The 24,616-nt window shown below is 65.4% G+C and carries 25 protein-coding genes and 1 tRNA gene; 24 read left to right on the top strand and 2 right to left on the bottom strand.

The genetic code is table 11. The features are described from left to right. Positions 1 to 76 precede the first annotated feature (76 nt). The 3 genes from GGQ61_RS04740 (at position 77) to GGQ61_RS04730 (ending at position 4,152) form a co-directional block, all read left to right on the top strand. Positions 77 to 1,336 carry a cytochrome P450 gene (locus GGQ61_RS04740; RefSeq protein ID WP_183770144.1) on the top strand — a complete coding sequence of 420 codons (1,260 nt, stop codon included), beginning with the start codon at positions 77 to 79 and terminating at the stop codon, positions 1,334 to 1,336. 82 nt (positions 1,337 to 1,418) lie between these two features. After that, entirely contained in the window at positions 1,419 to 3,338 is a 1,920-nt protein-coding gene (locus tag GGQ61_RS04735; protein WP_183770142.1) for a flavin-containing monooxygenase, read from the top strand. A 238-nt stretch (positions 3,339 to 3,576) separates the two neighbouring features. Continuing rightward, entirely contained in the window at positions 3,577 to 4,152 is a 576-nt protein-coding gene (locus GGQ61_RS04730; RefSeq protein ID WP_183770140.1) for an NADPH-dependent FMN reductase, read from the top strand. Between the two features lie 152 nt (positions 4,153 to 4,304). On the opposite strand, the gene GGQ61_RS21985 is transcribed toward GGQ61_RS04730, so the two are convergent. After that, entirely contained in the window at positions 4,305 to 4,982 is a 678-nt protein-coding gene (locus GGQ61_RS21985; protein WP_221220823.1) for a PEPxxWA-CTERM sorting domain-containing protein, read from the bottom strand. Between the two features lie 176 nt (positions 4,983 to 5,158). Beyond that, positions 5,159 to 5,235: transfer RNA gene (locus GGQ61_RS04720), tRNA-Asp, on the bottom strand. 322 nt (positions 5,236 to 5,557) lie between these two features. Here GGQ61_RS04720 and GGQ61_RS04715 point away from each other — a divergent pair. The 21 genes from GGQ61_RS04715 to GGQ61_RS04615 all read left to right on the top strand — a co-directional run bounded on the left by GGQ61_RS04715 (position 5,558) and on the right by GGQ61_RS04615 (position 24,562). Continuing rightward, entirely contained in the window at positions 5,558 to 5,935 is a 378-nt protein-coding gene (locus GGQ61_RS04715) for an NADH-quinone oxidoreductase subunit A (protein WP_183770138.1), read from the top strand. Further along, positions 5,905 to 6,486: a NuoB/complex I 20 kDa subunit family protein gene (locus GGQ61_RS04710; protein ID WP_183770136.1), complete on the top strand. Its 582-nt coding sequence runs from the start codon at positions 5,905 to 5,907 to the stop codon at positions 6,484 to 6,486. The genes GGQ61_RS04715 and GGQ61_RS04710 overlap by 31 nt, the downstream gene beginning before the upstream one ends. Continuing rightward, positions 6,483 to 7,094: an NADH-quinone oxidoreductase subunit C gene (locus GGQ61_RS04705; protein WP_183770134.1), complete on the top strand. Its 612-nt coding sequence runs from the start codon at positions 6,483 to 6,485 to the stop codon at positions 7,092 to 7,094. Before GGQ61_RS04710 ends, GGQ61_RS04705 begins: the two co-directional genes overlap by 4 nt. Beyond that, a complete protein-coding gene (locus GGQ61_RS04700) occupies positions 7,094 to 8,308 on the top strand; it encodes an NADH-quinone oxidoreductase subunit D (RefSeq protein ID WP_183770132.1) in 1,215 nt (404 codons plus the stop codon). Before GGQ61_RS04705 ends, GGQ61_RS04700 begins: the two co-directional genes overlap by 1 nt. Next, positions 8,305 to 8,655 (top strand): nuclear transport factor 2 family protein, encoded by a 351-nt coding sequence (locus GGQ61_RS04695; protein ID WP_246370447.1) that lies wholly within the window; start codon positions 8,305 to 8,307, stop codon positions 8,653 to 8,655. Before GGQ61_RS04700 ends, GGQ61_RS04695 begins: the two co-directional genes overlap by 4 nt. 7 nt (positions 8,656 to 8,662) lie before the next feature. Further along, positions 8,663 to 9,346: an NADH-quinone oxidoreductase subunit NuoE gene (gene nuoE / locus GGQ61_RS04690; RefSeq protein ID WP_183770130.1), complete on the top strand. Its 684-nt coding sequence runs from the start codon at positions 8,663 to 8,665 to the stop codon at positions 9,344 to 9,346. A gap of 55 nt (positions 9,347 to 9,401) precedes the next feature. Further along, complete coding sequence (gene nuoF / locus GGQ61_RS04685; RefSeq protein WP_183770128.1) at positions 9,402 to 10,718, top strand: NADH-quinone oxidoreductase subunit NuoF; 1,317 nt, start codon at positions 9,402 to 9,404, stop codon at positions 10,716 to 10,718. Positions 10,719 to 10,724: 6 nt separating this feature from the next. After that, complete coding sequence (gene nuoG, locus GGQ61_RS04680) at positions 10,725 to 12,767, top strand: NADH-quinone oxidoreductase subunit NuoG (protein WP_183770126.1); 2,043 nt, start codon at positions 10,725 to 10,727, stop codon at positions 12,765 to 12,767. Positions 12,768 to 12,771: 4 nt separating this feature from the next. After that, a complete protein-coding gene (gene nuoH, locus GGQ61_RS04675; RefSeq protein WP_183770124.1) occupies positions 12,772 to 13,857 on the top strand; it encodes an NADH-quinone oxidoreductase subunit NuoH in 1,086 nt (361 codons plus the stop codon). A gap of 8 nt (positions 13,858 to 13,865) precedes the next feature. Next, complete coding sequence (locus GGQ61_RS04670; protein ID WP_183770122.1) at positions 13,866 to 14,060, top strand: hypothetical protein; 195 nt, start codon at positions 13,866 to 13,868, stop codon at positions 14,058 to 14,060. A 7-nt stretch (positions 14,061 to 14,067) separates the two neighbouring features. Then, entirely contained in the window at positions 14,068 to 14,559 is a 492-nt protein-coding gene (gene nuoI, locus GGQ61_RS04665; protein WP_183770120.1) for an NADH-quinone oxidoreductase subunit NuoI, read from the top strand. Positions 14,560 to 14,648: 89 nt separating this feature from the next. Next, complete coding sequence (locus tag GGQ61_RS04660) at positions 14,649 to 15,257, top strand: NADH-quinone oxidoreductase subunit J (protein WP_183770118.1); 609 nt, start codon at positions 14,649 to 14,651, stop codon at positions 15,255 to 15,257. Next, on the top strand, positions 15,254 to 15,559 hold the full coding sequence (nuoK, locus tag GGQ61_RS04655; protein WP_183770116.1) for an NADH-quinone oxidoreductase subunit NuoK: 306 nt from the start codon (positions 15,254 to 15,256) through the stop codon (positions 15,557 to 15,559). The genes GGQ61_RS04660 and nuoK overlap by 4 nt, the downstream gene beginning before the upstream one ends. A gap of 11 nt (positions 15,560 to 15,570) precedes the next feature. Further along, positions 15,571 to 17,658, top strand: coding sequence for an NADH-quinone oxidoreductase subunit L (gene nuoL / locus GGQ61_RS04650; protein ID WP_183770114.1), 2,088 nt, complete (start codon positions 15,571 to 15,573; stop codon positions 17,656 to 17,658). 16 nt (positions 17,659 to 17,674) lie between these two features. Continuing rightward, on the top strand, positions 17,675 to 19,162 hold the full coding sequence (locus GGQ61_RS04645; protein ID WP_183770112.1) for an NADH-quinone oxidoreductase subunit M: 1,488 nt from the start codon (positions 17,675 to 17,677) through the stop codon (positions 19,160 to 19,162). 14 nt (positions 19,163 to 19,176) lie between these two features. Next, entirely contained in the window at positions 19,177 to 20,619 is a 1,443-nt protein-coding gene (nuoN, locus tag GGQ61_RS04640; protein WP_183770110.1) for an NADH-quinone oxidoreductase subunit NuoN, read from the top strand. Beyond that, on the top strand, positions 20,620 to 21,360 hold the full coding sequence (locus GGQ61_RS04635; protein WP_183770108.1) for a biotin--[acetyl-CoA-carboxylase] ligase: 741 nt from the start codon (positions 20,620 to 20,622) through the stop codon (positions 21,358 to 21,360). A 4-nt stretch (positions 21,361 to 21,364) separates the two neighbouring features. Further along, on the top strand, positions 21,365 to 22,141 hold the full coding sequence (locus tag GGQ61_RS04630) for a type III pantothenate kinase (RefSeq protein ID WP_183770106.1): 777 nt from the start codon (positions 21,365 to 21,367) through the stop codon (positions 22,139 to 22,141). Further along, positions 22,141 to 23,820 carry a ribonuclease J gene (locus GGQ61_RS04625; RefSeq protein ID WP_183770104.1) on the top strand — a complete coding sequence of 560 codons (1,680 nt, stop codon included), beginning with the start codon at positions 22,141 to 22,143 and terminating at the stop codon, positions 23,818 to 23,820. The genes GGQ61_RS04630 and GGQ61_RS04625 overlap by 1 nt, the downstream gene beginning before the upstream one ends. 56 nt (positions 23,821 to 23,876) lie before the next feature. Next, positions 23,877 to 24,299, top strand: coding sequence for a methylmalonyl-CoA epimerase (mce, locus tag GGQ61_RS04620; RefSeq protein WP_183770102.1), 423 nt, complete (start codon positions 23,877 to 23,879; stop codon positions 24,297 to 24,299). Beyond that, entirely contained in the window at positions 24,299 to 24,562 is a 264-nt protein-coding gene (locus GGQ61_RS04615) for a DUF1467 family protein (protein ID WP_183770100.1), read from the top strand. The genes mce and GGQ61_RS04615 overlap by 1 nt, the downstream gene beginning before the upstream one ends. The last annotated feature ends 54 nt before the right edge of the window (positions 24,563 to 24,616 follow it).

Genomic DNA, 24,616 nt, shown 5'->3' with positions numbered 1-24,616 from the left:
GGATTGAGCTTTCATCGGCTCAACGGCGCCGGGCGGCAGCTGCGACCAGGCGTCGATCACATAGGGAGATCGCGCGATGGCTGACGGCGCCATGAAGCTGGCCGACGAGGCCAAGGCCAGGGCCTATTCCTTGCCGCTGGAGGACTTCCACCCCGGCGACCCCGATCTCTTCCGCACCGACACCCACTGGCCGTACTTCGAGCGGCTGCGGCGCGAGGACCCGGTGCACTGGTGCCGCGACAGTGAGTTCGGGCCGTACTGGTCGATCACCAAGTTCAACGACATCATGGCCGTCGACACCAACCATGGCGTCTTCTCGTCGGAGGCGGCGCTGGGCGGGATCACAATCCGTGACGCGCGTCCGGATCTGCGCCGTCCCAGCTTCATCGCCATGGATCCGCCCAAGCACGACGTGCAGCGCAAGACTGTCAGTCCGGTGGTGTCGCCCGCGAACCTGCAGGTGCTGGAACCGATCATCCGTGAGCGGGCGGGGCGGATCCTGGACGACCTGCCGGTCGGCGAGACTTTCGACTGGGTCGACCGGGTCTCTATCGAGTTGACCACCCAGATGTTGGCGACCCTGTTCGATTATCCGTTCGAGCACCGCCGCAAGCTGACGCGCTGGTCGGACGTCGCCACCACGATCCCGATGCCCGGTGCGCTCTGCGAGACCGAGGAGGCGCGGCAGGCCGAGCTGATGGAATGCCTGGCCAGCTTCACCGAGCTCTGGAACGAGCGGGTCAACCGGCCGCCGGCGGGCGATCTCGTCTCGATGCTGGCGCATGGCGAGGCGACGCGGAACATGAACCCGGACGAGTATCTCGGGAACATCATCCTGCTGATCGTCGGCGGCAACGACACCACCCGCAACTCGATCAGCGGCGGGCTGCTGGCGCTGAACCAGAACCCCGAGCAGTACGACAAGCTGAAGGCGGATCACGGGCTGATCCCGTCGATGGTGTCGGAAATCATCCGCTGGCAGACGCCGCTGGCCCACATGCGGCGGACCGCGCTGGAGGATATCGAGGTCGGCGGAAAGCTGATCCGCAAGGGCGACAAGGTCGTGATGTGGTACGTCTCCGGCAACCGCGACGACGAAGTGATCGCCAACCCCGACGCCTTCGTCATCGACCGTGAACGCGCGCGCCAGCACCTGTCCTTCGGCTTCGGCATCCACCGCTGCGTCGGCAATCGCCTGGCGGAGATGCAGCTGCGCATCGTCTGGGAGGAAATCCTCAAGCGCTTCAAGCACGTGGAGGTGGTCGGCGAACCGCGCAGGGTGCGCTCCAGCTTCGTGAAGGGCTATGAGACGCTGCCGGTCCGCATTCATGCCTAGCTGACGCAACGGCGCCCTTTCCCTGGGCCGCGAGAGGCGTAGTCTTCTCGCATAACAACGATAACCAGGGTGGAGACGTGTCATGGCCGTGGACCTCGGGCCTCTCGACCAGGCGTTGGAAACGGCGCACTTGCCGGCGTTGTCTGCGGCGATGGTGCACCTCACCGGCGATCCCAGTTGGCTGCGGCCCGAGTGGCGGCCGGCCTATACGCCGCTGTCGCGCGGCGAGACCGGCGTGCCGGAGGCCGAGCAGGCCAAGATGCGCGAGCTCGCCAAGGCGGCGATCACCGACTACCTGACCGGCAAGGTCCCAATGGCGCCGACGCCGTCGGCTGACATGGTCCGGCAGATGATGAGTTTCGTGGCCGGAGCAGACATTCCGGACGGCTACGGCGAGTTCCTGACCGATGAGCTGGCGCTGGACGGGCATTCCTCTAAGGATCCCAACTGGTCGCCCGAGCTGAAGACGGTGGCGCGCCGCCTGCACGTCTTGGTGATTGGGGCCGGGATGTCCGGGTTGCTGACTGCGCTGCGGCTGGAGCAGGCGGGCGTGCCGTTCCAGGTGGTGGAGAAGAACGCGGACGTCGGCGGTACTTGGCTGGAAAACACCTATCCCGGCTGTCGGGTCGACTCTTCCAACCACATGTATTCGTACAGCTTCGAGCCTAACCACTTCTGGCCGCAGCACTTCTCCACCCAGCCGGTTCTGTTGGACTATTTTCGCCGCGTGGCCGCGAAGCACGACCTGAAGAAGCACATCCGCTTTTCGACCACGGTCGAGGAGATGGTTTGGGACGATCGCCGCGGTGTCTGGAAGGTCCGCCTCAGTACGCCCGAGGGCGTCGAGCACGTCGAGGCCAATGCTGTCGTCACGGCAGTGGGTCAGCTTAATCGACCGCGCTTCCCCGAAATCAAGGGGCGGGAGCGCTTCGCCGGGCCGGCCTTCCACTCGGCGGAATGGCGTCATGACGTCGACCTGACGGGCAAGCGGGTGGCCGTGATCGGCACTGGGGCCAGCGCCTATCAGTTCGTTCCTGAAATCGCCGGCAAGGTCGCCAGCCTGACCGTCTTCCAGCGCACGCCGCCCTGGGGCTTCCCGGTCGCGCACTATCACGAGGACGTCCCCGAGGGGATGAACTGGTTGTTGGAGCACGTGCCGTTCTACGACAAATGGTACCGGTTCTGGATGTTCTGGATGGTCACCGACGGGCTGCTGCCCATGGTCACCGCGGACCCAGGCTGGAACGGCCCGCCGACCGCGGTCAGCGAACTGAACCAAGGCTTTCGCGACATGATCGCCATGGCCATCGCCGCGCAGGCGCCCAACCGGCCGGACTTGGTGGAGAAGGTGATCCCGACCTATCCGGTGGGCGGCAAGCGTTCGCTGCTCGACAACGGAGTCTGGATGGCGGCGCTGCAGCGCCCGAATGTTGAGCTGGTCACCGACAGCATCAGCGAGATCACCGAGACCGGGGTCGTCACCGCCGATGGGAAGGTTCGCGACTTCGACGTGATCATCTACGGTACGGGATTCTACGCCTCGAAGTTCCTGTGGCCGATGAAGATCAAGGGCCGGGGCGGCGCCGACCTGCACGAGACCTGGGGCGGCGATGCGCGCGCCTATCTAGGCATGACCACGCCGGGATTCCCGAACCTGTTCATGATCTATGGGCCCAACACCAACATCGTGGTCAACGGCTCGATCATCTTCTTCTCGGAGTGCAGCGTCCGCTACATCGTCGGGTGCCTGAAGCTGCTGGCCCAGACCGGTGCCGTGGCGATGGAGCCGCGACGCGACGTGCACGACGCGTTCAACGAGCGGGTCGACGCCGGCAACAGCCTCATGGCGTGGGGCGCGCCGCAGGTCAGCAGCTGGTACAAGAGCGCGAACGGCCGGGTCAGCCAGAATTGGCCCTTTGCACTGGTGGACTATTGGCGCGCGACGCTGGCGCCCGACCCCAACGACTTCGTGCTCACCGAGAGCGCCGAATTGGTTCGTTAGGGGGCGAAGGGCGAACTTCGGCCGTCTGCGTGCCGCAAGATCGGTCCGGGCGGCAGCGGTCAGGATGTATCGCGCGTCTTTCCCAACTGAGGCGCGCCACTCTATCCGCCAGATGATCCCAGGCTTGCCCGCATTCGGGCGCGGGGACCCCTTATAGCTGCGCAAAAACGTCGTACCGGGCGACTTCGGCGCGCGGGCGTGACTATGCTGGGACCGATTTGCCGCTCGGAGATTCCTCATGGCCCTCAAGCTCAATGTCATAGTCTGTTCGACCCGGCCGGGGCGCGTCGGCATCTCGATCGGGCGCTGGTTCGAGGAGTACGCCAAGGCTCACGGCGGCTTTGATGTGAGCCTGGAGGATCTGGCGGACTACGCCTTGCCGGTGTTCGACGAGCCCCACCATCCGCGCCTGCGCAAGTACGAGCACGACCACACCAAGGCCTGGAGCAAGAGCGTCGAGAGCGCCGACGCCTTTGTGTTCGTGACGCCGGAGTACAATTTCGGGCCGCCGCCCTCGCTTGTGAACGCGATGAACTATCTGGTGCTCGAGTGGCACAACAAGGTCGCCGGCTTCGTCAGCTATGGCGGCGTATCCGGCGGGATCCGCGCCACGCAGGCGGAAAAGCTGATGATGACCAGCTTCAAGATCATGCCGCTGCCCGAGCAGGTCATGATCCCGATGTTCAGCCAGCACCTGGACGAGGAGAAGCGCTTCACTCCGAACGAGATCCACCTCGCCTCGGCGAAGGCCATGCTGGACGAACTGGCTCGCTGGGGCCTGGCGCTGAAGGGAATGCGCGACGCGTCCGCCTAGGCGCGGCGATGCAGGAGGCGGTCGAGCACCACCAGGCCCACCCCGACCGGGCGTCATCCTCCCAACGACGGGGCAGGGGACCGCGCGTCGTCAGGAATGGTCAAGCGCCAAGGCGAGAGGCGCTCCGCCGGGCGGAGCGCCTTGTCGGCTGTTCAGGCGGCGGCCGTCGCCGTGCGAGCGCGCCGCGCGGCCCTGATAGCCGCACCGGTCATTCCGAACCCGACGATCATGATCGCCCAGGTAGTAGGCTCGGGAACGCCTGAGAGCACGGCTGAAGAGTGTGCGTAGTCCCAGGTCCCCTTGAAGCCTTGAGTCCCGTAGGTGTTGCCGTAAAGGCCCTCGCCGGGCTCGATCCGGAAGTCGGCGAGCCGGAATACCGGGATCGTGTCGGTCGAAGTCGGCACCATCTCGCCGGAGATCCCGGTCACCTTGCCGCCGGAGAAACGGATCGAGGGATCGGCGTAGAACTTTTCGTCATCCACGTAGATCGGAAAGCCGTCGTACATTTCGTGGGTCGAGGTCCAACTCAGCCCGCCGACGTCCAGCCGCCAGAACTCCGCGCCGCTGGCCGGCAGGCCGTACAGCCCAGCGACGAACCCGCCGCCTTGCTCAAAGGCGCGATCGGCGCTGAAACGTGCGGTCAGGGTGACGATGTCGCCGATCGCGAGGTTCTGGTCGACCCCGGTATTGAGCTCCCAAGGGCTGTAGCCCAATTCGTTGACCAGCTCGCCCTTGAGCGTGACGTCGTAGTAGCGGGCCGCCTGGGCCGAACCGGACCAGAGGCAGGAGGCCGCCGCAAAGGCGAGAACAGGCACATGGACTCGTAGCATTGCTTTACTCCCTCATTGGGAGAAGCGGACGCCGCGCTCCACCTCAAGTCAAGCTGAGCCGTTCCAAGTTTTTGTAAGGGCTGGCGTGCGCCTGTCGCAGTGTGGCCTGCGCGCCGAACAGCGCGAACGCAGGCGGCGCCCGGTTGGCGCTATCTATTTGAGTTTTAAGGAAGAAGTGGCGCGAATGACGGGGCTCGAACCCGCGACCTCCGGCGTGACAGGCCGGCGCTCTAACCAACTGAGCTACATCCGCGTGACGGCGACGTCGCCGCGAGGGGCGTCTGATATGACCGACCCGGAATCGTGTCAACGGCCAATTGCGCGCAGCTGTGGATAAACCGCCTTGGCCTGCAATTTCTTGCGCGAGGGGCGGGGGAGGGGCCTCAGTGTTGAGAGTAATTATTAATCGCAATTCTATCGACCCGAAGATGGGGGGAGCCTGGATCACGGGCGTCGGCGTCCGAATTCACAGACGATGCAGGTTGCGCGCATTTGCGATACCACCGGTCGCACCACGCCGTTTGAACCCTGAGCAATGCTGGTCTAGAAGGGCGCGCGACTCCTTCGAGGATTCCATGAACGCCTTTCTTTTGCAGTATCTGCCCATCGTGATCTTCCTTGGGATCGCGACCGCCCTGGGCCTCGCATTCATCGTGGCTTCGGCCACGCTGTCGCCGCAGGCCCCGGATCCCGAGAAGCTGTCCACGTACGAGTGCGGCTTCAACGCTTTCGACGATGCGCGAATGAAGTTCGACGTCCGGTTCTATCTGGTCTCGATCCTCTTCATCATTTTCGACCTTGAAGTGGCGTTCCTGTTCCCGTGGGCCGTCTCGCTCATGAAGCTGCCGCTGGAGCTCGGACAGTTCGCCTTCTGGTCGATGATGACCTTCCTCGGCGTGCTGACCGTCGGCTTCATCTACGAATGGAAGAAAGGCGCCCTGGAATGGGAGTGATCGTTCCCGCGGGTTCGGCCGGCCGCACGACGGTCGAAGGCTACGACCCCAAGCTTCATGATCCCTTCTTCGACGGCGTCTCCAGCGAGCTCGCCGACAAGGGCTTCATCACCGCCGCCGCCGACGACCTGATCACCTGGGCCCGTACGGGCTCGCTGATGTGGATGACGTTCGGCCTGGCCTGCTGCGCCGTCGAGATGATGCAGGCGTCGATGCCGCGCTACGATCTGGAGCGCTACGGCTTCGCGCCGCGCGCCAGCCCACGCCAGTCGGACGTGATGATCGTCGCGGGCACTCTGTGCAACAAGATGGCCCCGGCACTGCGCAAGGTCTACGACCAGATGCCTGAGCCGCGCTACGTCATCTCCATGGGGTCGTGCGCCAACGGTGGCGGCTACTATTACTTCTCCTATTCGGTGGTGCGCGGCTGCGACCGCATCGTTCCGGTCGACATCTATGTCCCCGGGTGCCCGCCGACGGCTGAGGCGCTGGTCTATGGCGTGCTGCAGCTGCAGAAGAAGATCCGCCGGACGGGGACGATCGAGCGATGAGCTGGCCCCTCGCCGAAGACGCCCTGCAGGCGCTGGGCAACGAAATCCTGACCTCGGGAACCGGTGCGATCGCCGGCTTTCATGTCGAGTATGGCGAGCTGACCCTGACCGGGCCGGTCAACCGCATCGTCGAGGCGTTGACCCAGCTGCGCGACCAGTTCGGCTTTCATCAGCTGATCGACCTGTGCGGCGTCGACTATCCCGAGCGCGGCCAGCGTTTCGACGTGGTCTACCACCTGCTGTCGATGACCAAGAACCGCCGCATCCGGATCAAGGTGCAGACGGATGAGGACACCCCGGTGCCGACCGTCACTGGTGTCTACCCGTGCGCCGACTGGTTCGAGCGCGAGGCGTTCGACATGTACGGGATCTTCTTCGAGGGACACCCGGACTTGCGCCGGATCCTCACTGACTACGGCTTCCACGGCCATCCGCTGCGGAAGGACTTCCCGATGACCGGCTACGTCGAGCTGCGCTACGACGACGAGCTGAAGCGGGTGGTGTATGAGCCGGTGAAGTCGGTCGAATTCCGTAACTGGGACTTCCTCTCGCCCTGGGAAGGCGCCGATTATGTGCTGCCGGGCGATGAAAAGGCGGAGGCGAAATAATGGCCGACGACGCTTCGAACCCGGTCGCGATCCCGGAAACTCCGGTCCGCAAGTTCAACATCAACTTCGGTCCTCAACACCCGGCTGCGCACGGCGTTCTGCGCCTCGTGCTCGAACTGGACGGTGAAGTCGTCGAGCGGGTCGACCCGCACGTCGGCCTGCTGCATCGCGGCACCGAAAAGCTGATGGAGTACCGGACCTACCTCCAGAACATTCCGTACTTCGACCGCCTCGACTACGTGGCGCCGATGAACCAGGAACACGCGTTCTGCCTGGCCATCGAGAAGTTGCTGGGCCTGGAAGTGCCGATCCGTGGTTCGATCATCCGAGTCATGTTCTCGGAAATCGGCCGGATCCTGAATCACCTGCTCAACGTCACCACTCAGGCGATGGACGTCGGCGCGCTGACGCCGCCGCTGTGGGGCTTCGAAGAGCGCGAGAAGCTCATGGTGTTCTACGAGCGCGCCTGCGGCGCTCGCCTGCACGCCAACTACTTCCGTCCGGGCGGCGTCCACCAGGACCTGCCCGAGGTGCTGGTCGACGACATCCGCGACTGGGCCGTCGCCTTCGAGCGCCCGATCAGCGACATCGACAAGCTGATCACCGGCAACCGGATCTTCAAGCAGCGCAATGTCGACATCGGCGTGGTGTCGAAGGAGGAGGCCATCAACTGGGGCTTCTCGGGCGTGATGGTGCGCGGTTCCGGCATCGCCTGGGATCTGCGCCGCAGCCAGCCCTACGAGTGCTACGACGACTTCGAGTTCGACATCCCGTTGGGCGTCAACGGCGATTGCTACGACCGCTATCTCTGCCGCATGGAGGAGATGCGTCAGAGCGCGAAGATCATCATCCAATGCGCTGACCGGCTTAAGAAAACGCCCGGTCCGGTGCTGACGGAAGACAATAAGTTCGCGCCGCCGCGCCGCGGTGAGATGAAGCGTTCGATGGAAGCGCTCATCCATCACTTCAAGCTCTACACCGAAGGCTTCCGTACGCCTCCGGGCGAGGTCTACGCATGCGTTGAAGCGCCGAAGGGCGAGTTCGGCGTGTTCGTGGTCTCGGACGGCACCAACAAGCCGTATCGCTGCAAGATCCGCGCGCCGGGCTACCCGCACCTGATGGCGATGGACTGGCTGAACCGCGGTCACATGCTGGCAGACGTGTCGGCGATCCTCGGCTCGCTGGACATCGTGTTCGGGGAGATCGATCGTTGACCTATCAAGCCGGCCTTTCGAACAGCGAGATCGTCACCGGTCAGCTCGACGCGTACAACGCCCAGAACATCGAAGCCTTCTGCGGCTTTTACGCCGATGACGCCGTGCTTGCGGACTTCAACGGCGCAATCACCGCCCAGGGGCTGGACGCCATTCGCGCCCGGCACGAGAAGCTTTTCGCCGATTTCCCGCAGAACAAGGCGGTCCGGACCAATCGCATCGAGGTTGGCCAAGTGGTCATCGACCACGAGGACGTGTTCCGCAGTCCCGATGCGCAGCCTTTCCAGGTGGCGGCCATCTACACCATCGCAGGCGGCAAGATCGCCCGCGTAGACTTCGTGAAGTGAGGATCGCTTGAGCGTTCGCCGCCTCTCTCCGAACCAGCCCGCTAGCTTCGAGTTCTCCGCGGAGACCAAGAAGACGGCGGAGTGGTGGATCTCCAAGTTCCCGGCCGGCCGCCAGCAATCGGCGGTCATTCCGATTCTGTGGCTCGTGCAGAAGCAGGAGGGCTGGGTCTCCGAGCCGGCGATCCGCATGGTCGCCGAGCTGCTGAGCATGGCCCAGATCCGGGTGCTGGAGGTCGCGACCTTCTACACCATGTTCATGCTTGAGCCGGTCGGCAGCCACGCCCTGGTCCAGGTTTGCGGCACCACGCCGTGCGCGCTGCGCGGCGCCAACGAACTGATGGCCCATTGCAGGAAGCGCCTTGGCCCGAAGGACCACCTGTCGGCGGACGGCAAGTTCTATTGGCAGGAAGTCGAATGCCTGGGCGCCTGTTCGAACGCGCCGATGGCCGCCATCAACGACTATTACTACGAGGACCTGACGGTCGAGACGCTCGACCAAATCCTTGATGAGTTCGCTGCTGGCACGCCGCGCGCCCCCGGCTCGGTGATCGGCCGCCAGGGCTCCGCTCCTGAGGGCGGCCCGCTGACGCTCAGCGACGCCTCGCTGTACGACGGCACGCGCGCCAAGCCGATCAAGTCGCTTCCCAATGCGCCCAAGCCTTCGAAGGGCGCGAAGGAGCCGGCCCAATGAGCGGAATGAATGCGATCACGCGCCCGGCGGGCGCGGACAGAGGAGTTTAGGGGCCTTGGTCGGTATTCTCGAGGACAAGGACCGCATCTTCACCAACCTCTATGGCCTGCATGACTGGGGCCTCGAGGGCGCGAAGAAGCGTGGAGCCTGGAACGGCACGCGTGAGATGCTGATGCAGACGCCGGAATGGCTCTGCGACCAGATCAAGGCGTCGGGCCTGCGCGGGCGCGGCGGCGCTGGTTTCTCCACCGGCCTGAAGTGGACCTTCATGCCCAAGCAGGAGAGCGAGCGGCCCCACTATCTGGTGGTGAACGCCGACGAGTCCGAGCCGGGCACCTGCAAGGACCGCGAGATCATGCGCAATGATCCGCACCTGCTGATCGAAGGCTGCCTGATCGCCAGCTACGCGATCCGCGCGCACACCTGCTACATCTATATCCGCGGCGAGTACGTGCACGAGCGCGAGCGCCTCGAGGCCGCGATCAAGCAAGCTTACGAGGCCAAGCTGATCGGCAAGGGCAATGTCCACGGCTGGGACTTCGACCTGCACGTCACCCATGGCGGCGGCGCGTACATCTGCGGCGACGAAACGGCGCTGATGGAAAGCCTGGAAGGCAAGAAGGGGCAGCCGCGTCTGAAGCCGCCGTTCCCGGCCGGCGCCGGCATCTACGGCTGCCCGACGACCATCAACAACGTCGAGTCGATCTCGGTCGTCGGCACCATCCTGCGCCGCGGTGCCGAGTGGTTCGCGGGCTTTGGCCGGCCGAACAACACCGGCACCAAGCTGATGGCCATCTCGGGCCACGTGAACAAGCCGTGCGTCGTCGAAGAGGCGATGTCGATCCCGCTGAAGCAGTTGCTGGAAGAGCATTGCGGCGGCATTCGCGGCGGCTGGGGCAACCTGAAGGCGGTCATTCCGGGCGGCTCGTCGGTCCGCATGATCCCGGCTCACGAGGCCGAGACCGCGCTGATGGACTTCGACAGCCTCTCGGCGCTGAAGTCGGGCCTCGGCACCGCTGCGGTGATCGTGATGGACCAGTCCACCGACATCGTGAAGGCGATCGCGCGTCTCTCGTACTTCTACAAGCACGAGAGCTGCGGCCAGTGCACCCCGTGCCGCGAAGGCACCGGCTGGATGTGGCGGGTCATGGAGCGCATGGTCACCGGCGAAGCCGAAATGCGCGAAATCGACATGCTGCTGGACGTCGCCAGCCAGGTCGAAGGTCACACGATCTGCGGTCTCGGCGACGCGGCGGCCTGGCCGATCCAGGGTCTGTTCCGCCACTTCCGCCACGAGGTGGAAGACCGCATCACCCAATACCGGGCCGGAAGGCCGCATGTGCAGGGCGCGTCCCTGCAAGCGGCGGAGTAACCCCTAATGCCCAAGGCTAAAGTCAACGGCGCTGAGGTCGAGTTCGAACCCGGCATGACGGTTCTGCAGGTGGCGGAACTGGCTGGGGAAGAGATCCCGCGCTTCTGCTATCACGAGCGCCTCAGCATCGCCGGCAACTGCCGCATGTGTCTGGTCGAGGTGAAGCCCGGCCCGCCGAAGCCGCAGGCGTCCTGCGCGCTGCCGGCCGCGGAAGGCCAGGAGATCTTCACCAATACGCCGATGGTGAAGAAGGCGCGCGAAGGGGTGATGGAGTTCCTGCTCATCAACCACCCCCTGGACTGCCCGATCTGCGACCAGGGCGGCGAGTGCGACCTGCAGGATCAGGCCATGGGCTATGGCCGCGACGACAGCCGCTACGCCGAGAACAAGCGGGCCGTTGAAGAAAAGTACATGGGTCCGCTCATTAAGACGGTGATGACCCGCTGCATCCAGTGCACGCGCTGCGTCCGCTTCATCACCGAAGTGGCCGGCGTGCCGGATATCGGTCTCATCTCGCGCGGCGAGGACGTTGAAATCACGACCTATCTCGACAAGTCGGTCGGGTCGGAACTGTCCGCCAACGTCATCGACCTGTGCCCGGTCGGCGCTCTCACCTCCAAGCCGTACGCCTTCAATGCGCGTCCGTGGGAGCTGAAGAAGACCGAGAGCGTCGACGTCATGGACGCGCTCGGCTCGGCGATCCGCGTCGACAGCCGCGGCCCGGCCGTGCTGCGGGTGCTGCCGCGCCTGAACGAAGAGATCAACGAAGAGTGGATCAGCGACAAGACGCGCTACGCCGTCGACGGCCTGTCGCGCCAGCGCCTGGACCAGCCGTTCGTCCGTAAGGACGGTCGCCTGCAGCCGGCGACCTGGGCGCAGGCGTTCGAGTTGATCACCGCCAAGGTCAAGGCCGCCAGCGGCGAACGCATCGGCGTCATCGCCGGCGACGTCCAGGACGTTGAATCCATGGCTGCGGCCAAGGACCTGTTCACCGCGCTCGGCTCGGCCAATATCGACTGTCGCCAGGACGGCATGGTGCTGGGCGCCGGCCCGCGCGAGAGCTGGCTGATGAACTCCACCATCGCCGGCATTGAAGAAGCCGACGTCATCCTGCTGGTCGGGACCAATCCGCGTCTCGAGGCGCCGGTGTTCAACGCCCGTCTGCGCAAGCGCTGGCTGGCGGGCGCGCTGCGCGTCGGCGTGATCGGCGAGCAGGCCGACCTCACCTACAAGTACGACTACCTCGGTGCGGGCGCCTCGACCCTGTCGGGCCTGAGCCGCGCCAAGAACGATTTCGTCGCCGCCCTCAAGAGCGCCAAAAACCCGGCGATCATCCTCGGCGCCGGCGCCTTGTCGCGCGAGGACGGCCAAGCGGTGCTCGCCGCCGCGGCCGCGGCCGCCAAGAGCTTCGGCATGACTTGGAACGTGCTGCACACCGCCGCCTCGCGCGTCGGCGGCCTGGATCTCGGCTTCGTGCCGGGCGAGGGTGGCAAGAGCGCCAGGGAGATGGTGGAGCCGGGCGCGCTGGACGTGCTGTTCCTGCTGGGCGCCGACGAGATCGACGCCAAGGCCTCGGGCGCCTTCACGGTCTATCTGGGCACGCACGGCGACGCCGGCGCGCACTCGGCGGACGTGGTCCTGCCGGGCGCGGCCTACACCGAGAAGGACGGCATCTACGTCAACACCGAAGGTCGCGTGCAGTTCGGCTACCGCGCTGTGTTCCCCAAGGGCGAGGCCCGCGAGGACTGGTCGGTGTTCCGGGCGCTCTCCGATCGCCTGGGCGTGACCCTGCCGTACGACACCCTGGCCCAACTGCGGGCCAAGCTCTTCGCCGACCACCCGACCTTCGGTCAGGTGGACTACGCCCCCGGTTCGTCGGGGGCGCCCCTGGACTTCGGTTCGCTGGGTGTGAAGGGCGAGGTCTCCGAGGCTCCGTTCGAGAGCGCGGTGAAGACCTTCCATCTGACCAATCCCATCGCCCGCGCCAGCGTGACGATGGCCGAGTGCGCCGCCGTCGCTTCCGGCGCCGCCAAGATCGCGGCGGAGTAGGGGCATGGACGCTGTCGCCAACAACTTCTGGGCTACGCCGGGCGGCTGGACCCTGATCACGGTCGCGCAGATCATGGCGGTCGTGCTGCCGCTGCTGGTCGCGCTGGCCTTCTTCATGCTCGCCGACCGGAAAATCTGGGCCGGCGTGCAGATGCGCAAAGGCCCCAACGTGGTCGGGCCTTTCGGCTTGCTGCAGTCCTTCGCCGACCTGATCAAGTTCGTGCTGAAGGAAATCGTCATCCCCGACGGGGCCGACAAGTTCGTTTTCCTGCTGGCGCCGGTGCTGACCTTCGTCCTGGCCCTGGTCGGCTGGGCGGTGATCCCGTTCGCGCCGGGCTGGGTCGTCTCCGACATTAATGTCGGAGTGCTGTACCTGTTCGCGATCAGTTCGCTGGGCGTCTACGGCATCATTATGGGCGGCTGGGCTTCGAACTCGAAGTACCCGTTCCTGGGTTCGCTGCGTTCGGCGGCGCAGATGGTGTCGTATGAAGTCTCGATCGGCTTCGTCATCGTCACCGTGATCCTGCTTTCGGGCACGATGAACCTGCAGAAGATCGTCGAGCTGCAAAGCGGCGGCTTCTGGAACTGGAACGTGTTCGGCGGCCAGGGCCTGCATAACCTGCCGATGGCGCTGATCATGATCCCGATGGCGGTGATCTTCTTCATCTCGGCCCTGGCCGAGACCAACCGCCCGCCGTTCGACCTGCCGGAAGCCGAATCCGAACTCGTGGCCGGCTATCAGGTCGAGTACTCGTCCAGCCCGTTCCTGCTCTTCATGATCGGCGAGCTGGTGAACATCGTGCTGATGTGCGCCCTGATCTCGGTCATGTTCTTCGGGGGCTGGCAGGCCCCGATCGACCTGCCGTGGGTCGCGAGCTGGCCGCCGACCGTGCAGAGCTTCTACGGGCTCATGTGGCTCGTCATGAAGATCTGCTTCTTCTTCTTCCTGATCGGGATGGTGAAGGCGATCGTGCCGCGCTACCGCTACGACCAACTGATGCGCCTGGGCTGGAAGGTTTTCCTGCCGACCTCGCTGGCCGCGGTGGTCCTGGTCGCCGGCTGGCGCGTTTTCGGTCCGGGGGGTGCATGAGGACGGTCATGGCCAGCATCCTCCTGATTTCCCTTTCGTCCTGCGCCAGTTCGGCAGGCGGCCCCGATGTGACCGGGGGCGTCGCCAGCTACGACGCCCTGAAGTCCGCCAGCGCGGCCTGCGCCGCCAAGGGCGGCGAGCTGGTCCGCAGCCCCGAGGGCTCGGGCAAGCGCATGACCGACTACGCCTGCAAGAGAAAGTAACCGCGAAATGATGCAGCGAATTTCACAAGCAGTCAGGGGCGCGGCCCTGATGGACTTCGTCGGGGCCTTCGGCCTGGCGATGAAGTACATGATCAAGCCGAAGGCCACCGTGCAGTACCCGCACGAGCGCGGCCCGCAGTCGCCGCGCTTCCGCGGCGAGCATGCGCTGCGCCGCTATCCCAACGGGGAGGAGCGTTGCATCGCCTGCAAGCTCTGCGAGGCGATCTGCCCGGCTCAGGCCATCACCATCGAAGCCGAACCGCGTGACGACGGCAGCCGCCGTACGACCCGGTACGACATCGACATGGTCAAGTGCATCTACTGCGGCCTGTGCCAGGAGGCCTGCCCGGTGGACGCCATCGTCGAGGGCCCGAACATCGAGTTCGCCGTCGAGACCCGCGAGGAGCTCTACTACGACAAGGAGCGCCTGCTCTCGAACGGCGATCGCTGGGAACGGCAGATCGCGAAGAACCTGGAACTGGACGCGCCGTACCGGTAAGCGCCGGCGCATCCGTGAGACGACCACCTTCGCTTTGTCGGGCTTCCGGCGGGCGGACCAAGTAAACTAAGGGGCTGAGAAAAGCCGTCATGGCCTTGGCGATCGCATTCTACCTGCTGGCGGCGGTGACCGTAGGCGCAGGGTTCGGGGTGGTTTCCTCCCGAAATCCCGTGCACTCGGTGCTGTTCCTGATCCTCAGCTTCTTCTCGGCCGCGGGCCTCTTCGTGACCATGGGCGCGGAGTTCCTCGCGATGCTGCTCGTCGTCGTTTACGTCGGCGCGGTCGCGGTGCTCTTCCTCTTCGTGGTGATGATGCTGGACGTCGACTTCGCGGCGCTCCGGCAGGGCTTCGCCCGCTACATGCCGCTGGGCGGCCTGGTCGCCGGCGTCCTCGTGGTCGAGATGATCGTCGTCGCCACGGCGGTCGCGACCAGCGGCAAGCCCAAGGCCGATACGCCTCAGGTCTACACCGACGTCTCCAACATCGAGACGATCGGCCGGGTGCTCTACACCGACTACGTCTACTTCTTCCAAGCCGCGGGGCTGGTGCTGCTGGTGGCCATGATCGGCGCCATCGTCCTGACCCTCCGCCACAAGCCGGGCGTGCGCCGTCAGGTCATCGTCGACCAGGTCGCCCGCACGCCGAAGACCGGCATGCGCGTCGTTCAGATCAAGCCGGGGCAGGGGATCGACCAATGATCGGGCTCACCCATTATCTCGCGGTGGCCGCGATCCTGTTCACCATCGGGGTGTTCGGGATCTTCGTGAACCGCAAGAACATCATCGTCATCCTGATGTCGGTCGAGCTGATCCTGCTCGCGGTGAACATCAATCTCGTGGCCTTCTCGGTCTATCTCCACGACGTGGTGGGGCAGATCTACGCCATGTTCGTCCTGACCGTGGCGGCCGCAGAAGCCGCTGTCGGCCTCGCTATCCTTGTCACCTTCTTCCGTAACCGCGGCGACATCTCCGTCGACGACGTCTCGATGATGAAGGGCTGACGGACCACAACATGACACCGCAGTCTCTCATCACCGCAGTCGTTTTCGCGCCCCTGATCGGCGCGATCGTGGCCGGCCTCTTCGGCCGCCGCATCGGCAACGTCGCGTCCCAATCGATCACCACCGGCCTGCTGGTGCTGTCGGCCGTCCTCTCGTGGACGATCTTCAGCCAGTGGACCTGGGGCGGGCTCGAAGCTTTCACCATCAAGCTGCTGCCGTTCATCAATATCGGCGACTTCCAGTCGAACTGGTCGATCCGCCTCGACGGTCTGTCGGCGGTCATGCTGGTGGTTGTCACCAGCGTCTCCTCGCTCGTCCACATCTATTCGTGGGGGTACATGGCCGAGGACGACAGCAAGCCGCGCTTCTTCGCGTACCTGTCCTTGTTCACCTTCGCCATGCTTGCGCTGGTCACCGCCGCCGACTTCATGCAGTTGTTCTTCGGCTGGGAAGGCGTGGGCCTGGCGAGCTACCTGCTGATCGGCTTCTGGTTCAAGAAGCCGACCGCCAACGCCGCGTCGATCAAGGCCTTTGTGGTCAACCGGGTCGGCGACTTCGGCTTTGCGCTCGGCATCATGACCGTCTTCTGGATGTTCGGCACGATCCAGTTCGCTGAGCTGTTCCCGAAGATCCCGACCATGGCCAACGAGGGCTGGTGGTTCGCCGGTTCCTACTGGCACGCGGTCGACCTGGCCTGCGCCCTGCTGTTCGTCGGCGCGATGGGCAAGTCGGCGCAGTTCTTCCTGCACACCTGGCTGCCGGACGCGATGGAAGGCCCGACCCCGGTGTCGGCGCTGATCCACGCCGCGACCATGGTCACCGCCGGCGTCTACATGGTCTGCCTGCTGTCGCCGATGTTCGAGTACGCGCCGTACGCCAAGCAGATCGTCACGGTCATCGGCGCGGTCACCGCTCTGTTCGCCGCGACCGTCGGTCTGGCCCAGAACGACATCAAGCGCGTCATCGCCTATTCGACCTGTTCGCAGCTCGGCTACATGTTCTTCGCCGCGGGCGTGGGCGCCTATCAGGCGGCCATGTTCCACCTGTTCACGCACGCCTTCTTCAAGGCCCTGCTGTTCCTGGGCGCCGGCTCGGTGATCCACGGGATGCACCACGAGCAGGACATGCGGAAGATGGGCGCGCTGTGGAAGTACCTGCCGGTCACCTATGCGGTGATGACCATCGGCACCCTGGCGATCACGGGCTTCGGTCTTCCGAATCTGCACCTGGGCTTCGCGGGCTTCTACTCGAAGGACACCATCATCGAGAGCGCCTTCGCGGCCGGACAACTGCATGGCGGCGTGGCCTACTTCGCCTTCGTGGTCAGCATCTTCGCCGCCGGCCTCACCGCCTTCTATTCGTGGCGCCTGGCGTTCATGACCTTCCACGGCACCGCCAAGTGGGGTCATCACGACGATCATGCGGATGACCATGCGCACGGTCACGGCCACGACGATCACGCCTCTTCGGCGCAGATCGAAACCCACGACGAGCCGCTGGCCGACCACGACCATGGTCATGGCCACGACCACAAGCCGCATGAGAGCCCCGTCATCATGCTCGTGCCGCTGCTGTTGCTGGCGTTCGGCGCCGTCACTGCCGGCTACGTGTTCGTCGACCACTTCGTGGGCGAGGGTTGGACTGAGTTCTGGCGCGGCGCGATCTTCAATGGCGCGGAGAACCACGTCCTGGAGCACGCGCACCACGTCCCGACCTGGGTGAAGTGGGCGCCGCTGGCGGTGTCGGCGATCGGCTTCGCCAGCGCCTACTACGTCTACATCATGCGTGAAGGGCTGGGCGCGGCGATCGCGGCGCGGAAGGGCCCGATGTGGACCTTCCTCTACAACAAGTGGTTCTTCGACGAGATCTATGAGGCGACCTTCGTGCGGGCCACCAAGTTCCTGGGCGACGTGTTCTGGAAGGTCGGCGACCAGAAGATCATCGACGGCCTTGGGCCGAACGGGGTCTCGGCGCTGTCCTACACCCTCGGCCGTCGGGCCGGGCGGCTGCAGACCGGCTACGTCTATCACTATGCGTTCGTAATGCTGCTCGGCGTGGCGGGACTGCTGTCCTACGCGCTGTGGGCCTGGCAAGCTTAAGGGGGAGGGCGATCCCATGACCGGTATTCTCTCCCTGACGACGTTCACGCCGCTGGTCGGCGTGGCGGCGATCATCCTGCTGCGTCTCTTCCGTTCGCACGAAGACGAGCAGACCATCCGCGCCGTGAAGTGGATCACTCTGGTGACCACGCTGGCGACCTTCGCGCTGTCGGTGCTGCTTGTGATGCAGTACGACCCGGCCAATGCGGGCTTCCAGTTCGTGGAAGACCACGCGTGGTTCGCGGGCCTGCACTACCGCATGGGCGTGGACGGAATCTCGATCCTGTTCGTGCTGCTGACCGCGTTCCTGATGCCGATCTGTATCGCGGCCTCGTGGTTCTCGATCGACAAGCGGGTGCCGGCCTACATGGTCGCGTTCCTGATCCTCGAAACCCTGGTCATCGGCGTGTTCTGCGCGCTGGACTTGGTGCTGTTCTACCTGTTCTTCGAATTCGGGCTGGTGCCGATGTTCCTGATCATCGGCATCTGGGGCGGCAAGAACCGGGTCTATGCGGCCTACAAGTTCTTCCTCTACACCCTGCTCGGCTCGGTGCTGATGCTGGCGGCCATCCTGGTCATGATCAGCGTCGCGGGCACCGCCTCGATCCCCGAACTCATGAACTACAAGTTCGACCAGAACCTGCAGACTTGGCTGTGGCTGGCCTTCTTCGCCTCGTTCGCGGTGAAGATGCCGATGTGGCCGGTGCACACCTGGCTGCCCGACGCCCACGTCGAAGCGCCGACCGCCGGCTCGGTCATCCTGGCGGGCATCCTGCTGAAGATGGGCGGCTATGGCTTCCTGCGCTTCTCGCTGCCGATGTTCCCGCTGGCTTCGGACCTGTTCACGCCGCTGGTCTTCGCGCTCAGCGTGATCGCCGTCGTCTACACTTCGCTGGTCGCCTTCCGTCAGACCGACATCAAGAAGCTGATCGCCTATTCGTCGGTCGCCCACATGGGCTTCGTGACCATGGGGATCTTCGCCGGCAACGCCATCGGCGTGCAGGGCGCGATCTTCCAGATGCTCAGCCACGGCGTGATCTCCGGCGCGCTCTTCCTCTGCGTCGGTGTCGTCTACGACCGCATGCACACCCGCGAGATCGCCTTCTATGGCGGCCTGGTGAACCGCATGCCCTGGTACGCGGCGACCTTCCTGCTGTTCACCATGGGTAATGTCGGCCTGCCGGGCACCTCGGGCTTCATCGGAGAAATCACCACCATGGTCGGGGTCTATGAGATCTCGACCTGGACCGCGGTCGTCGCCGCCACCGGCGTGATCTTCTCGGCCGTCTATGCGCTGACCCTCTACAAGCGCGTGGTGTTCGGCGAGATCACCAACCCGGCCTTGGCCGACATCACCGACCTCGACTGGCGCGAGGTGGCGATCTTCGCGCCGCTGATCGCCATGACCCTGTACCTCGGCGTCTATCCGGCCGCCGTCTTCGATCTGACCCAAGCCTCGGTCGACAATCTCGCCGCGGTTTACCGCGCGGCCATCGGCGGGTGAGGACCTAAAGTCACATGACCTTTTCCCAAGACCTCGCTCTCGCCGCGCCGGAACTGATCCTGGCCATCGGCGCCCTCGGCCTGCTGGTGATCGGCGCGTTCGCGCCGCGCGCCACCACGGCCCTGATGCTCGCCTCGGTCGGCGCGCTGATCGTCGCGGCCTGGGCCGCTGCGGTCGGCCCGATCGGCCGCGGCTTCTCCGGCGGCCTGATCGCCGACAACGCCTCGGCCTTCGCCAAGGTGGCGATCTATCTGGCCAGCGCTGTCGCTATCGTGCTTGGCCAGAAGTGGTTCGAGCGCAAGGCGATCCGCAACTTCGAGTTCCCGATCCTGATCCTCCTGGCCGCGCTCGGCATGGGGATGATGGCCTCGGCCGGCGACCTGATTTCGCTCTACATGGGCGTCGAACTGCACTCGCTGGCGCTCTACGTGCTGGCAGCGATGCACCGCGAAGACGCCAAGGCCTCGGAAGCGGGCCTGAAGTACTTCGTGCTGGGTGCGCTGTCCTCGGGCCTGCTGCTCTACGGCGCCTCGCTGATCTACGGCTTCGCCGGCTCGACCAAGTTCGATGAGATCGCGCTGGTCGTGCAGGGCGGCGCAAGCACCGGCGTGCTGTTCGGGCTGGTCTTCCTGATCTGCGGCCTGGCTTTCAAGGTCTCGGCCGCGCCGTTCCACATGTGGACCCCGGACGTCTACGAAGGCGCCCCGACCCCGGTCGTGGCCTTCTTCGCTGGTGCTCCGAAGCTGGCGGCCATGGTGCTGTTCGCCCGTGTTCTGGCCGAAGGATTCGCCGGGGCGGTCGACCAATGGCGTCAGGTCCTGGTGGTCATCGCGTTGCTGTCGATCTTCGTTGGGGCGCTGGCCGGCCTGGCGCAACAGAACCTGAAGCGCCTGTGGGCCTACTCGTCGATCGCCAACGTCGGCTACGCCGTCCTCGGCCTAGCCGCGGGCACGCCCGAGGGTATGCAGGCGATGCTGGTGTTCATGGTCCTCTACATGATCGACGTGACCGGCTTCTTCGCCTGCCTGACCGCGCTGTCGCGCGACGGCCGGCCGATGGAGACGATCTCGGACATGGCCGGACTGTTCAAGGAACGCCCGGGCATCGCTCTCGCGATGACGGCGTTCTCGTTGTCGGCGCTCGGCCTGCCGCCGTTCTCCGGCTTCTGGGCCAAGTTCTACGTCTTCAAGGCGGCGCTGAGCGTGGGCCAGCCGATGATCGTGATCGCCGCCGTCCTCGGCCTGGTCGGCAGCGTCATCGCCGCGTTCTACTACCTGCGCTTGATCAAGGTAATGTGGTTCGACAACGCGCCGAGCGGGACCGACGAACTCCCGCGCGAAGCCCAGGTGGTGGCGATCAGCGCCGCGCTGTTCACCTTCCCCGTCGTGATGGGTGCGCTGGTCTTCATCGATCCGCTCGCCAAGGCCGCGGCGGCTGCGTTCGGGCTCGCGTCCTAGGTGGGCGCCCACCCCCCGATCGAAGCCTACGACGAACTGGACTCCACCAACGCCGAGGCGCGCAGGCGCGCCGAGGCGGGGGCGGGCGGTCCGGTCTGGATCACCGCCCTGCGGCAGACCGCCGGCCATGGCCGGAGGGGGCGTCCGTGGACGACCTCTACCGGCAATCTGGCAGCCACCCTGCTGCTGACTACCGACAAGCCGGCCGCCGAGGCCGCGCAGCTGTCGTTCGTGGCGGCGCTGGCCGCCGCCGATCTGGCCCAGACCTGCCTGGGGCCTGGGGCCGCGCGGTTGAAATGGCCCAACGACGTGATGATCCATGGCCGCAAGGCGGTCGGAATCCTGGTCGAGTCCGGCCGCCGTCCCGACGGGACGCTATGGCTGGCGGTCGGCATCGGCATCAACCTTGCGCATGCGCCGACCAACGTGGAGCGGCCGGCGACGGCGTTCGCAGATCACATGGCCGGACCACCGCCGTCGCCAGCCGACGCGCTTGAGGTCCTGGCGACTCGGTTCGAGCACTGGCGCGCGCTCTGGCAGGCAGAAGGCTTCGCGCCGATCGCACGCGGCTGGACGGAGGTCGCGCAGGGCCTGGGCGAGACGTGCGTGGCGCGTCTGCCCAATCAGACTCACACGGGCATCGCCGAAGGTCTCGACCTGGACGGGGCGTTGCGGCTGCGATTGGACGACGGGGCGGTGATGCGTATCACCGCCGGGGACGTTTTCTTCGGAGAGGCGTGAAGCGATGCTTCTGGCGATCGAGCAAGGCAACACCAACACCCTGTTCGCGGTCCATGACGGCGAGTCCTGGATTGCTCAGTGGCGGGCGGCTACCGACTCCAGCCGCACGGCCGACGAGTATGCGGTCTGGCTCTCGCAGCTGCTGCACATGGCGGGGCTGCAGTTCGGCGTGCTCGACTCCTGCATCATCTCCAGCGTGGTGCCGCAGTCGATCTTCAACCTGCGCAACCTAGCGCGGCGCTACCTGCACGTCGAACCGCTGGTGATCGGCGAGAACGCCGAACTCGGCATTCAGGTGCGCATCGACAAGCCGTCGGAGGCGGGCGCCGACCGGCTGGTCAACGCCCTGGGCGCCCATATCGTCTATCCGGGCGACCTGATCGTCATCGACTCGGGCACGGCGACCACCTTCGACGTCATCGCCGCGGACGGCGGTTTCGAGGGGGGTGTCATCGCGCCGGGCATCAACCTATCTATGGAAGCGTTGCACTCGGCGGCGGCGAAACTGCCGCGGGTTGCGATCCAGAAGCCGCAGCGCGTTGTCGGGACCGATACGGTCGGGGCCATGCAGTCGGGGGTGTTCTGGGGCTATGTCGCCCTGATTGAGGGCCTGATCGCCCGCATCAAGGCAGAGCGCGACAAGCCGATGACCGTTATCGCGACGGGCGGCGTCGCCTCGCTGTTTCACGGCGCCACCACGGCCATCGACCATTTTGACCCGGATCTGACGATCCGAGGCCTACTTGAAATTCACCGCCGGAACACGGCGGCAAGGACGTAATGAAAGCAAAAGACCAAGACGAACTCGTCTTCCTGCCGCTCGGCGGCTCGAACGAGATCGGCATGAACTTCAATCTCTACGGCTACGGTCCGGCGCATGCGCGCAAATGGATCGTGGTCGATCTGGGCGTCACCTTCGGCGACCAGACCACGCCTGGCGTGGAGATCATCCTGCCTGACCCGGAGTTTATCCGGGAGTACGCCAAGAACATCGTCGGCATCGTGCTGACCCACGCGCACGAAGACCACATCGGGGCGGTGGCGTGGCTGTGGCCGCAGCTGCGCGCGCCGCTGTACGCGACGCCGTTCACCGCCTTCCTCCTGCGCGAGAAGCTGCGCGAGAACGAGGAGTGCGCGGACGCCGAGATCACCGAGGTCCCGCTGAGCGGCACGATCCAGCTCGGACCGTTCGAGGTCGAGCTGATCACCCTGACCCATTCGATCCCGGAACCGAACGGGCTGGCGATCCGGACGCCGCTGGGCACGGTCCTGCACACAGGCGACTGGAAGATCGATCCGGACCCGGTGCTGGGCTCGGTCACCGACGATGCGGCGATCCAGAAGCTGGGCGACGAGGGCGTCCTGGCCATGGTCTGCGACTCCACCAACGTCTTCGTGGACGGCGAGTCCGGCTCGGAAGCTGACGTGAAGGACGCCCTAGCCGGTCTGATCGGCGGCTTGCCGGGCAAGGTGGCGGTGGCGTGCTTCGCCTCGAACGTCGCCCGCATGGACAGCGTCATCCGCGCCGCTGAGGCGGCCGATCGCAGCGTCTGCCTGGTCGGCCGCTCGATGCACCGCATGGCCGCCGCGGCGAAGTCCGTCGGCCTGCTGGAAGGCGTGCGCGAGTTCCTGTCCGAGCAACAGGCCGCCTCCATGCCGGACAACCAGGTGCTGTACCTCTGCACCGGCAGCCAGGGCGAACCGCGTGCGGCGCTGTCGCGAATTGCCGACGGTTCGCACCCGCACGTGAAGTTGGGGACCGGCGACGCCTGCGTGTTTTCCTCGCGGGTCATTCCGGGCAACGAGATTCCGATCCGCAACCTGCAAAACCGGCTCGCCGACCGTGGAGTGCGGCTCTACACCGAGCGTGACCATCCGGGGATCCACGTCTCCGGCCATCCGTGCCGGGACGAGCTGGCGCAGATGTACGCCTGGGCGCGGCCGCAGATCGCGGTGCCGACCCATGGCGAGCGCCGTCATCTGCTGGAACACGCCGCCTTCGCCAAGGACCTGCAGGTTCCGCAGTCGGTGGCGCCGCGCAACGGCGACATGGTGCGCCTGGCGCCGGGGCGCGCCGAGATCATCGACGAAGTGCCGGCAGGCCGGATCTATGTCGACGCCGGCGTTCTGACGCCGGAGAACGGGGACGCCCTGCGCGAGCGTCGCCACGCCGCCTACAACGGCGTGCTGGCCGTCAGCGTGGTGCTGGACGGCCGCGGCAAGGTCGCCGCAGGACCCCAGGTGCGTGCGCTCGGTCTACCGGCCGACGACGACTATCCGATGGACGAGGTGCTCGACGATCTGGCCAAGGAAGCCCGTCAGGCGCTGGCCCGGCTGCAAGGCGAGGAGCGCGAACTCGACGACGAAGTCGAGACCGTGATGTCCCGGGCGGTGAAGAAGGCCAGTCAGCGGATCTGGGGCAAGCGGCCGGTCGTGGAGACGACGGTCCTGCGGATCTGACATGGGCGCCGTAGCGTGATCTCGCGCGGCGTCTCGGAGAGGTCTATAGGGCTGTCATGATCGGAAGACTGAACCACGTCGGGGTTGCAACCCCCTCCATCGCCGAGTCCGTGAAGCTCTATCGCGACGTGCTTGGCGCGACCAACATCACCGAGACCAAGGCGATGCCGGAGCAGGGCGTCTATGTCTGCTTCGTCGACCTGCCCAACAGTCAGATCGAGCTGATCGAGCCGCTCGGCGACGATTCGCCGCTTGTCGGCTTCCTTGCGAAGAACCCCGCCGGGGGCCAACACCATGTGTGCTTCGAAGTGCCAGACATTATCGCCGCGCGCGACGACATGCGGGCAAAGGGGGCGACGGTGCTGGGGACTGGCGAGCCGCGGATTGGGGCGCATGGCACTCCGGTGATCTTCGTCCACCCGAAGAACATGGGCGGGGTGCTGGTCGAGCTGATGGAATCCCCTAAGGACGCGCACTGATGACTGTCTTCACCGGCATCGCGATCTATTTCACCATCTGGTGGACCGTGCTGTTCTCCGTCCTGCCGATCGGCGTCACCAGCCACGCCGAGGCCGGGATCGACAAGGGCGACGGCGGCGATCCTGGCGCGCCGGTGGATCCGAAGCTCAAGAAGAAATTCGTCACCACGACCATCGTCTCGACGATTCTCTGGGTGATCCTGTTCCTGGTCCTTCACTTCAAGCTGGTCACTCTGCCGCCGGTGCCGGCCAGCTGGCGCTAGGCGCGAGCGGAGATTGGGCGGCGAGCTAGCCTGCTCGCACAAGATTTGGGCGAA

Source organism: Phenylobacterium haematophilum, assembly GCF_014196295.1.
Taxonomy (GTDB): Bacteria; Pseudomonadota; Alphaproteobacteria; order Caulobacterales; family Caulobacteraceae; genus Phenylobacterium; species Phenylobacterium haematophilum.
This window is presented reverse-complemented; position numbering and strand designations above follow the sequence as displayed.

Bases quoted from the DNA above. Each gene is read 5' to 3' on its own strand.
- GGQ61_RS04740 (WP_183770144.1), top strand. From the start codon at position 77: ATGGCTGACGGCGCCATGAAGCTGGCCGACGAGGCCAAGGCCAGGGCC.
- GGQ61_RS04735 (WP_183770142.1), top strand. From the start codon at position 1,419: ATGGCCGTGGACCTCGGGCCTCTCGACCAGGCGTTGGAAACGGCGCAC.
- GGQ61_RS04730 (WP_183770140.1), top strand. From the start codon at position 3,577: ATGGCCCTCAAGCTCAATGTCATAGTCTGTTCGACCCGGCCGGGGCGC.
- GGQ61_RS21985 (WP_221220823.1), bottom strand. From the start codon at position 4,982: ATGCTACGAGTCCATGTGCCTGTTCTCGCCTTTGCGGCGGCCTCCTGC.
- GGQ61_RS04715 (WP_183770138.1), top strand. From the start codon at position 5,558: ATGAACGCCTTTCTTTTGCAGTATCTGCCCATCGTGATCTTCCTTGGG.
- GGQ61_RS04710 (WP_183770136.1), top strand. From the start codon at position 5,905: ATGGAAGAAAGGCGCCCTGGAATGGGAGTGATCGTTCCCGCGGGTTCG.
- GGQ61_RS04705 (WP_183770134.1), top strand. From the start codon at position 6,483: ATGAGCTGGCCCCTCGCCGAAGACGCCCTGCAGGCGCTGGGCAACGAA.
- GGQ61_RS04700 (WP_183770132.1), top strand. From the start codon at position 7,094: ATGGCCGACGACGCTTCGAACCCGGTCGCGATCCCGGAAACTCCGGTC.
- nuoG (WP_183770126.1), top strand. From the start codon at position 10,725: ATGCCCAAGGCTAAAGTCAACGGCGCTGAGGTCGAGTTCGAACCCGGC.
- nuoH (WP_183770124.1), top strand. From the start codon at position 12,772: ATGGACGCTGTCGCCAACAACTTCTGGGCTACGCCGGGCGGCTGGACC.
- GGQ61_RS04670 (WP_183770122.1), top strand. From the start codon at position 13,866: ATGGCCAGCATCCTCCTGATTTCCCTTTCGTCCTGCGCCAGTTCGGCA.
- nuoI (WP_183770120.1), top strand. From the start codon at position 14,068: ATGATGCAGCGAATTTCACAAGCAGTCAGGGGCGCGGCCCTGATGGAC.
- GGQ61_RS04660 (WP_183770118.1), top strand. From the start codon at position 14,649: ATGGCCTTGGCGATCGCATTCTACCTGCTGGCGGCGGTGACCGTAGGC.
- nuoK (WP_183770116.1), top strand. From the start codon at position 15,254: ATGATCGGGCTCACCCATTATCTCGCGGTGGCCGCGATCCTGTTCACC.
- nuoL (WP_183770114.1), top strand. From the start codon at position 15,571: ATGACACCGCAGTCTCTCATCACCGCAGTCGTTTTCGCGCCCCTGATC.
- GGQ61_RS04645 (WP_183770112.1), top strand. From the start codon at position 17,675: ATGACCGGTATTCTCTCCCTGACGACGTTCACGCCGCTGGTCGGCGTG.
- nuoN (WP_183770110.1), top strand. From the start codon at position 19,177: ATGACCTTTTCCCAAGACCTCGCTCTCGCCGCGCCGGAACTGATCCTG.
- GGQ61_RS04630 (WP_183770106.1), top strand. From the start codon at position 21,365: ATGCTTCTGGCGATCGAGCAAGGCAACACCAACACCCTGTTCGCGGTC.
- GGQ61_RS04625 (WP_183770104.1), top strand. From the start codon at position 22,141: ATGAAAGCAAAAGACCAAGACGAACTCGTCTTCCTGCCGCTCGGCGGC.
- mce (WP_183770102.1), top strand. From the start codon at position 23,877: ATGATCGGAAGACTGAACCACGTCGGGGTTGCAACCCCCTCCATCGCC.
- GGQ61_RS04615 (WP_183770100.1), top strand. From the start codon at position 24,299: ATGACTGTCTTCACCGGCATCGCGATCTATTTCACCATCTGGTGGACC.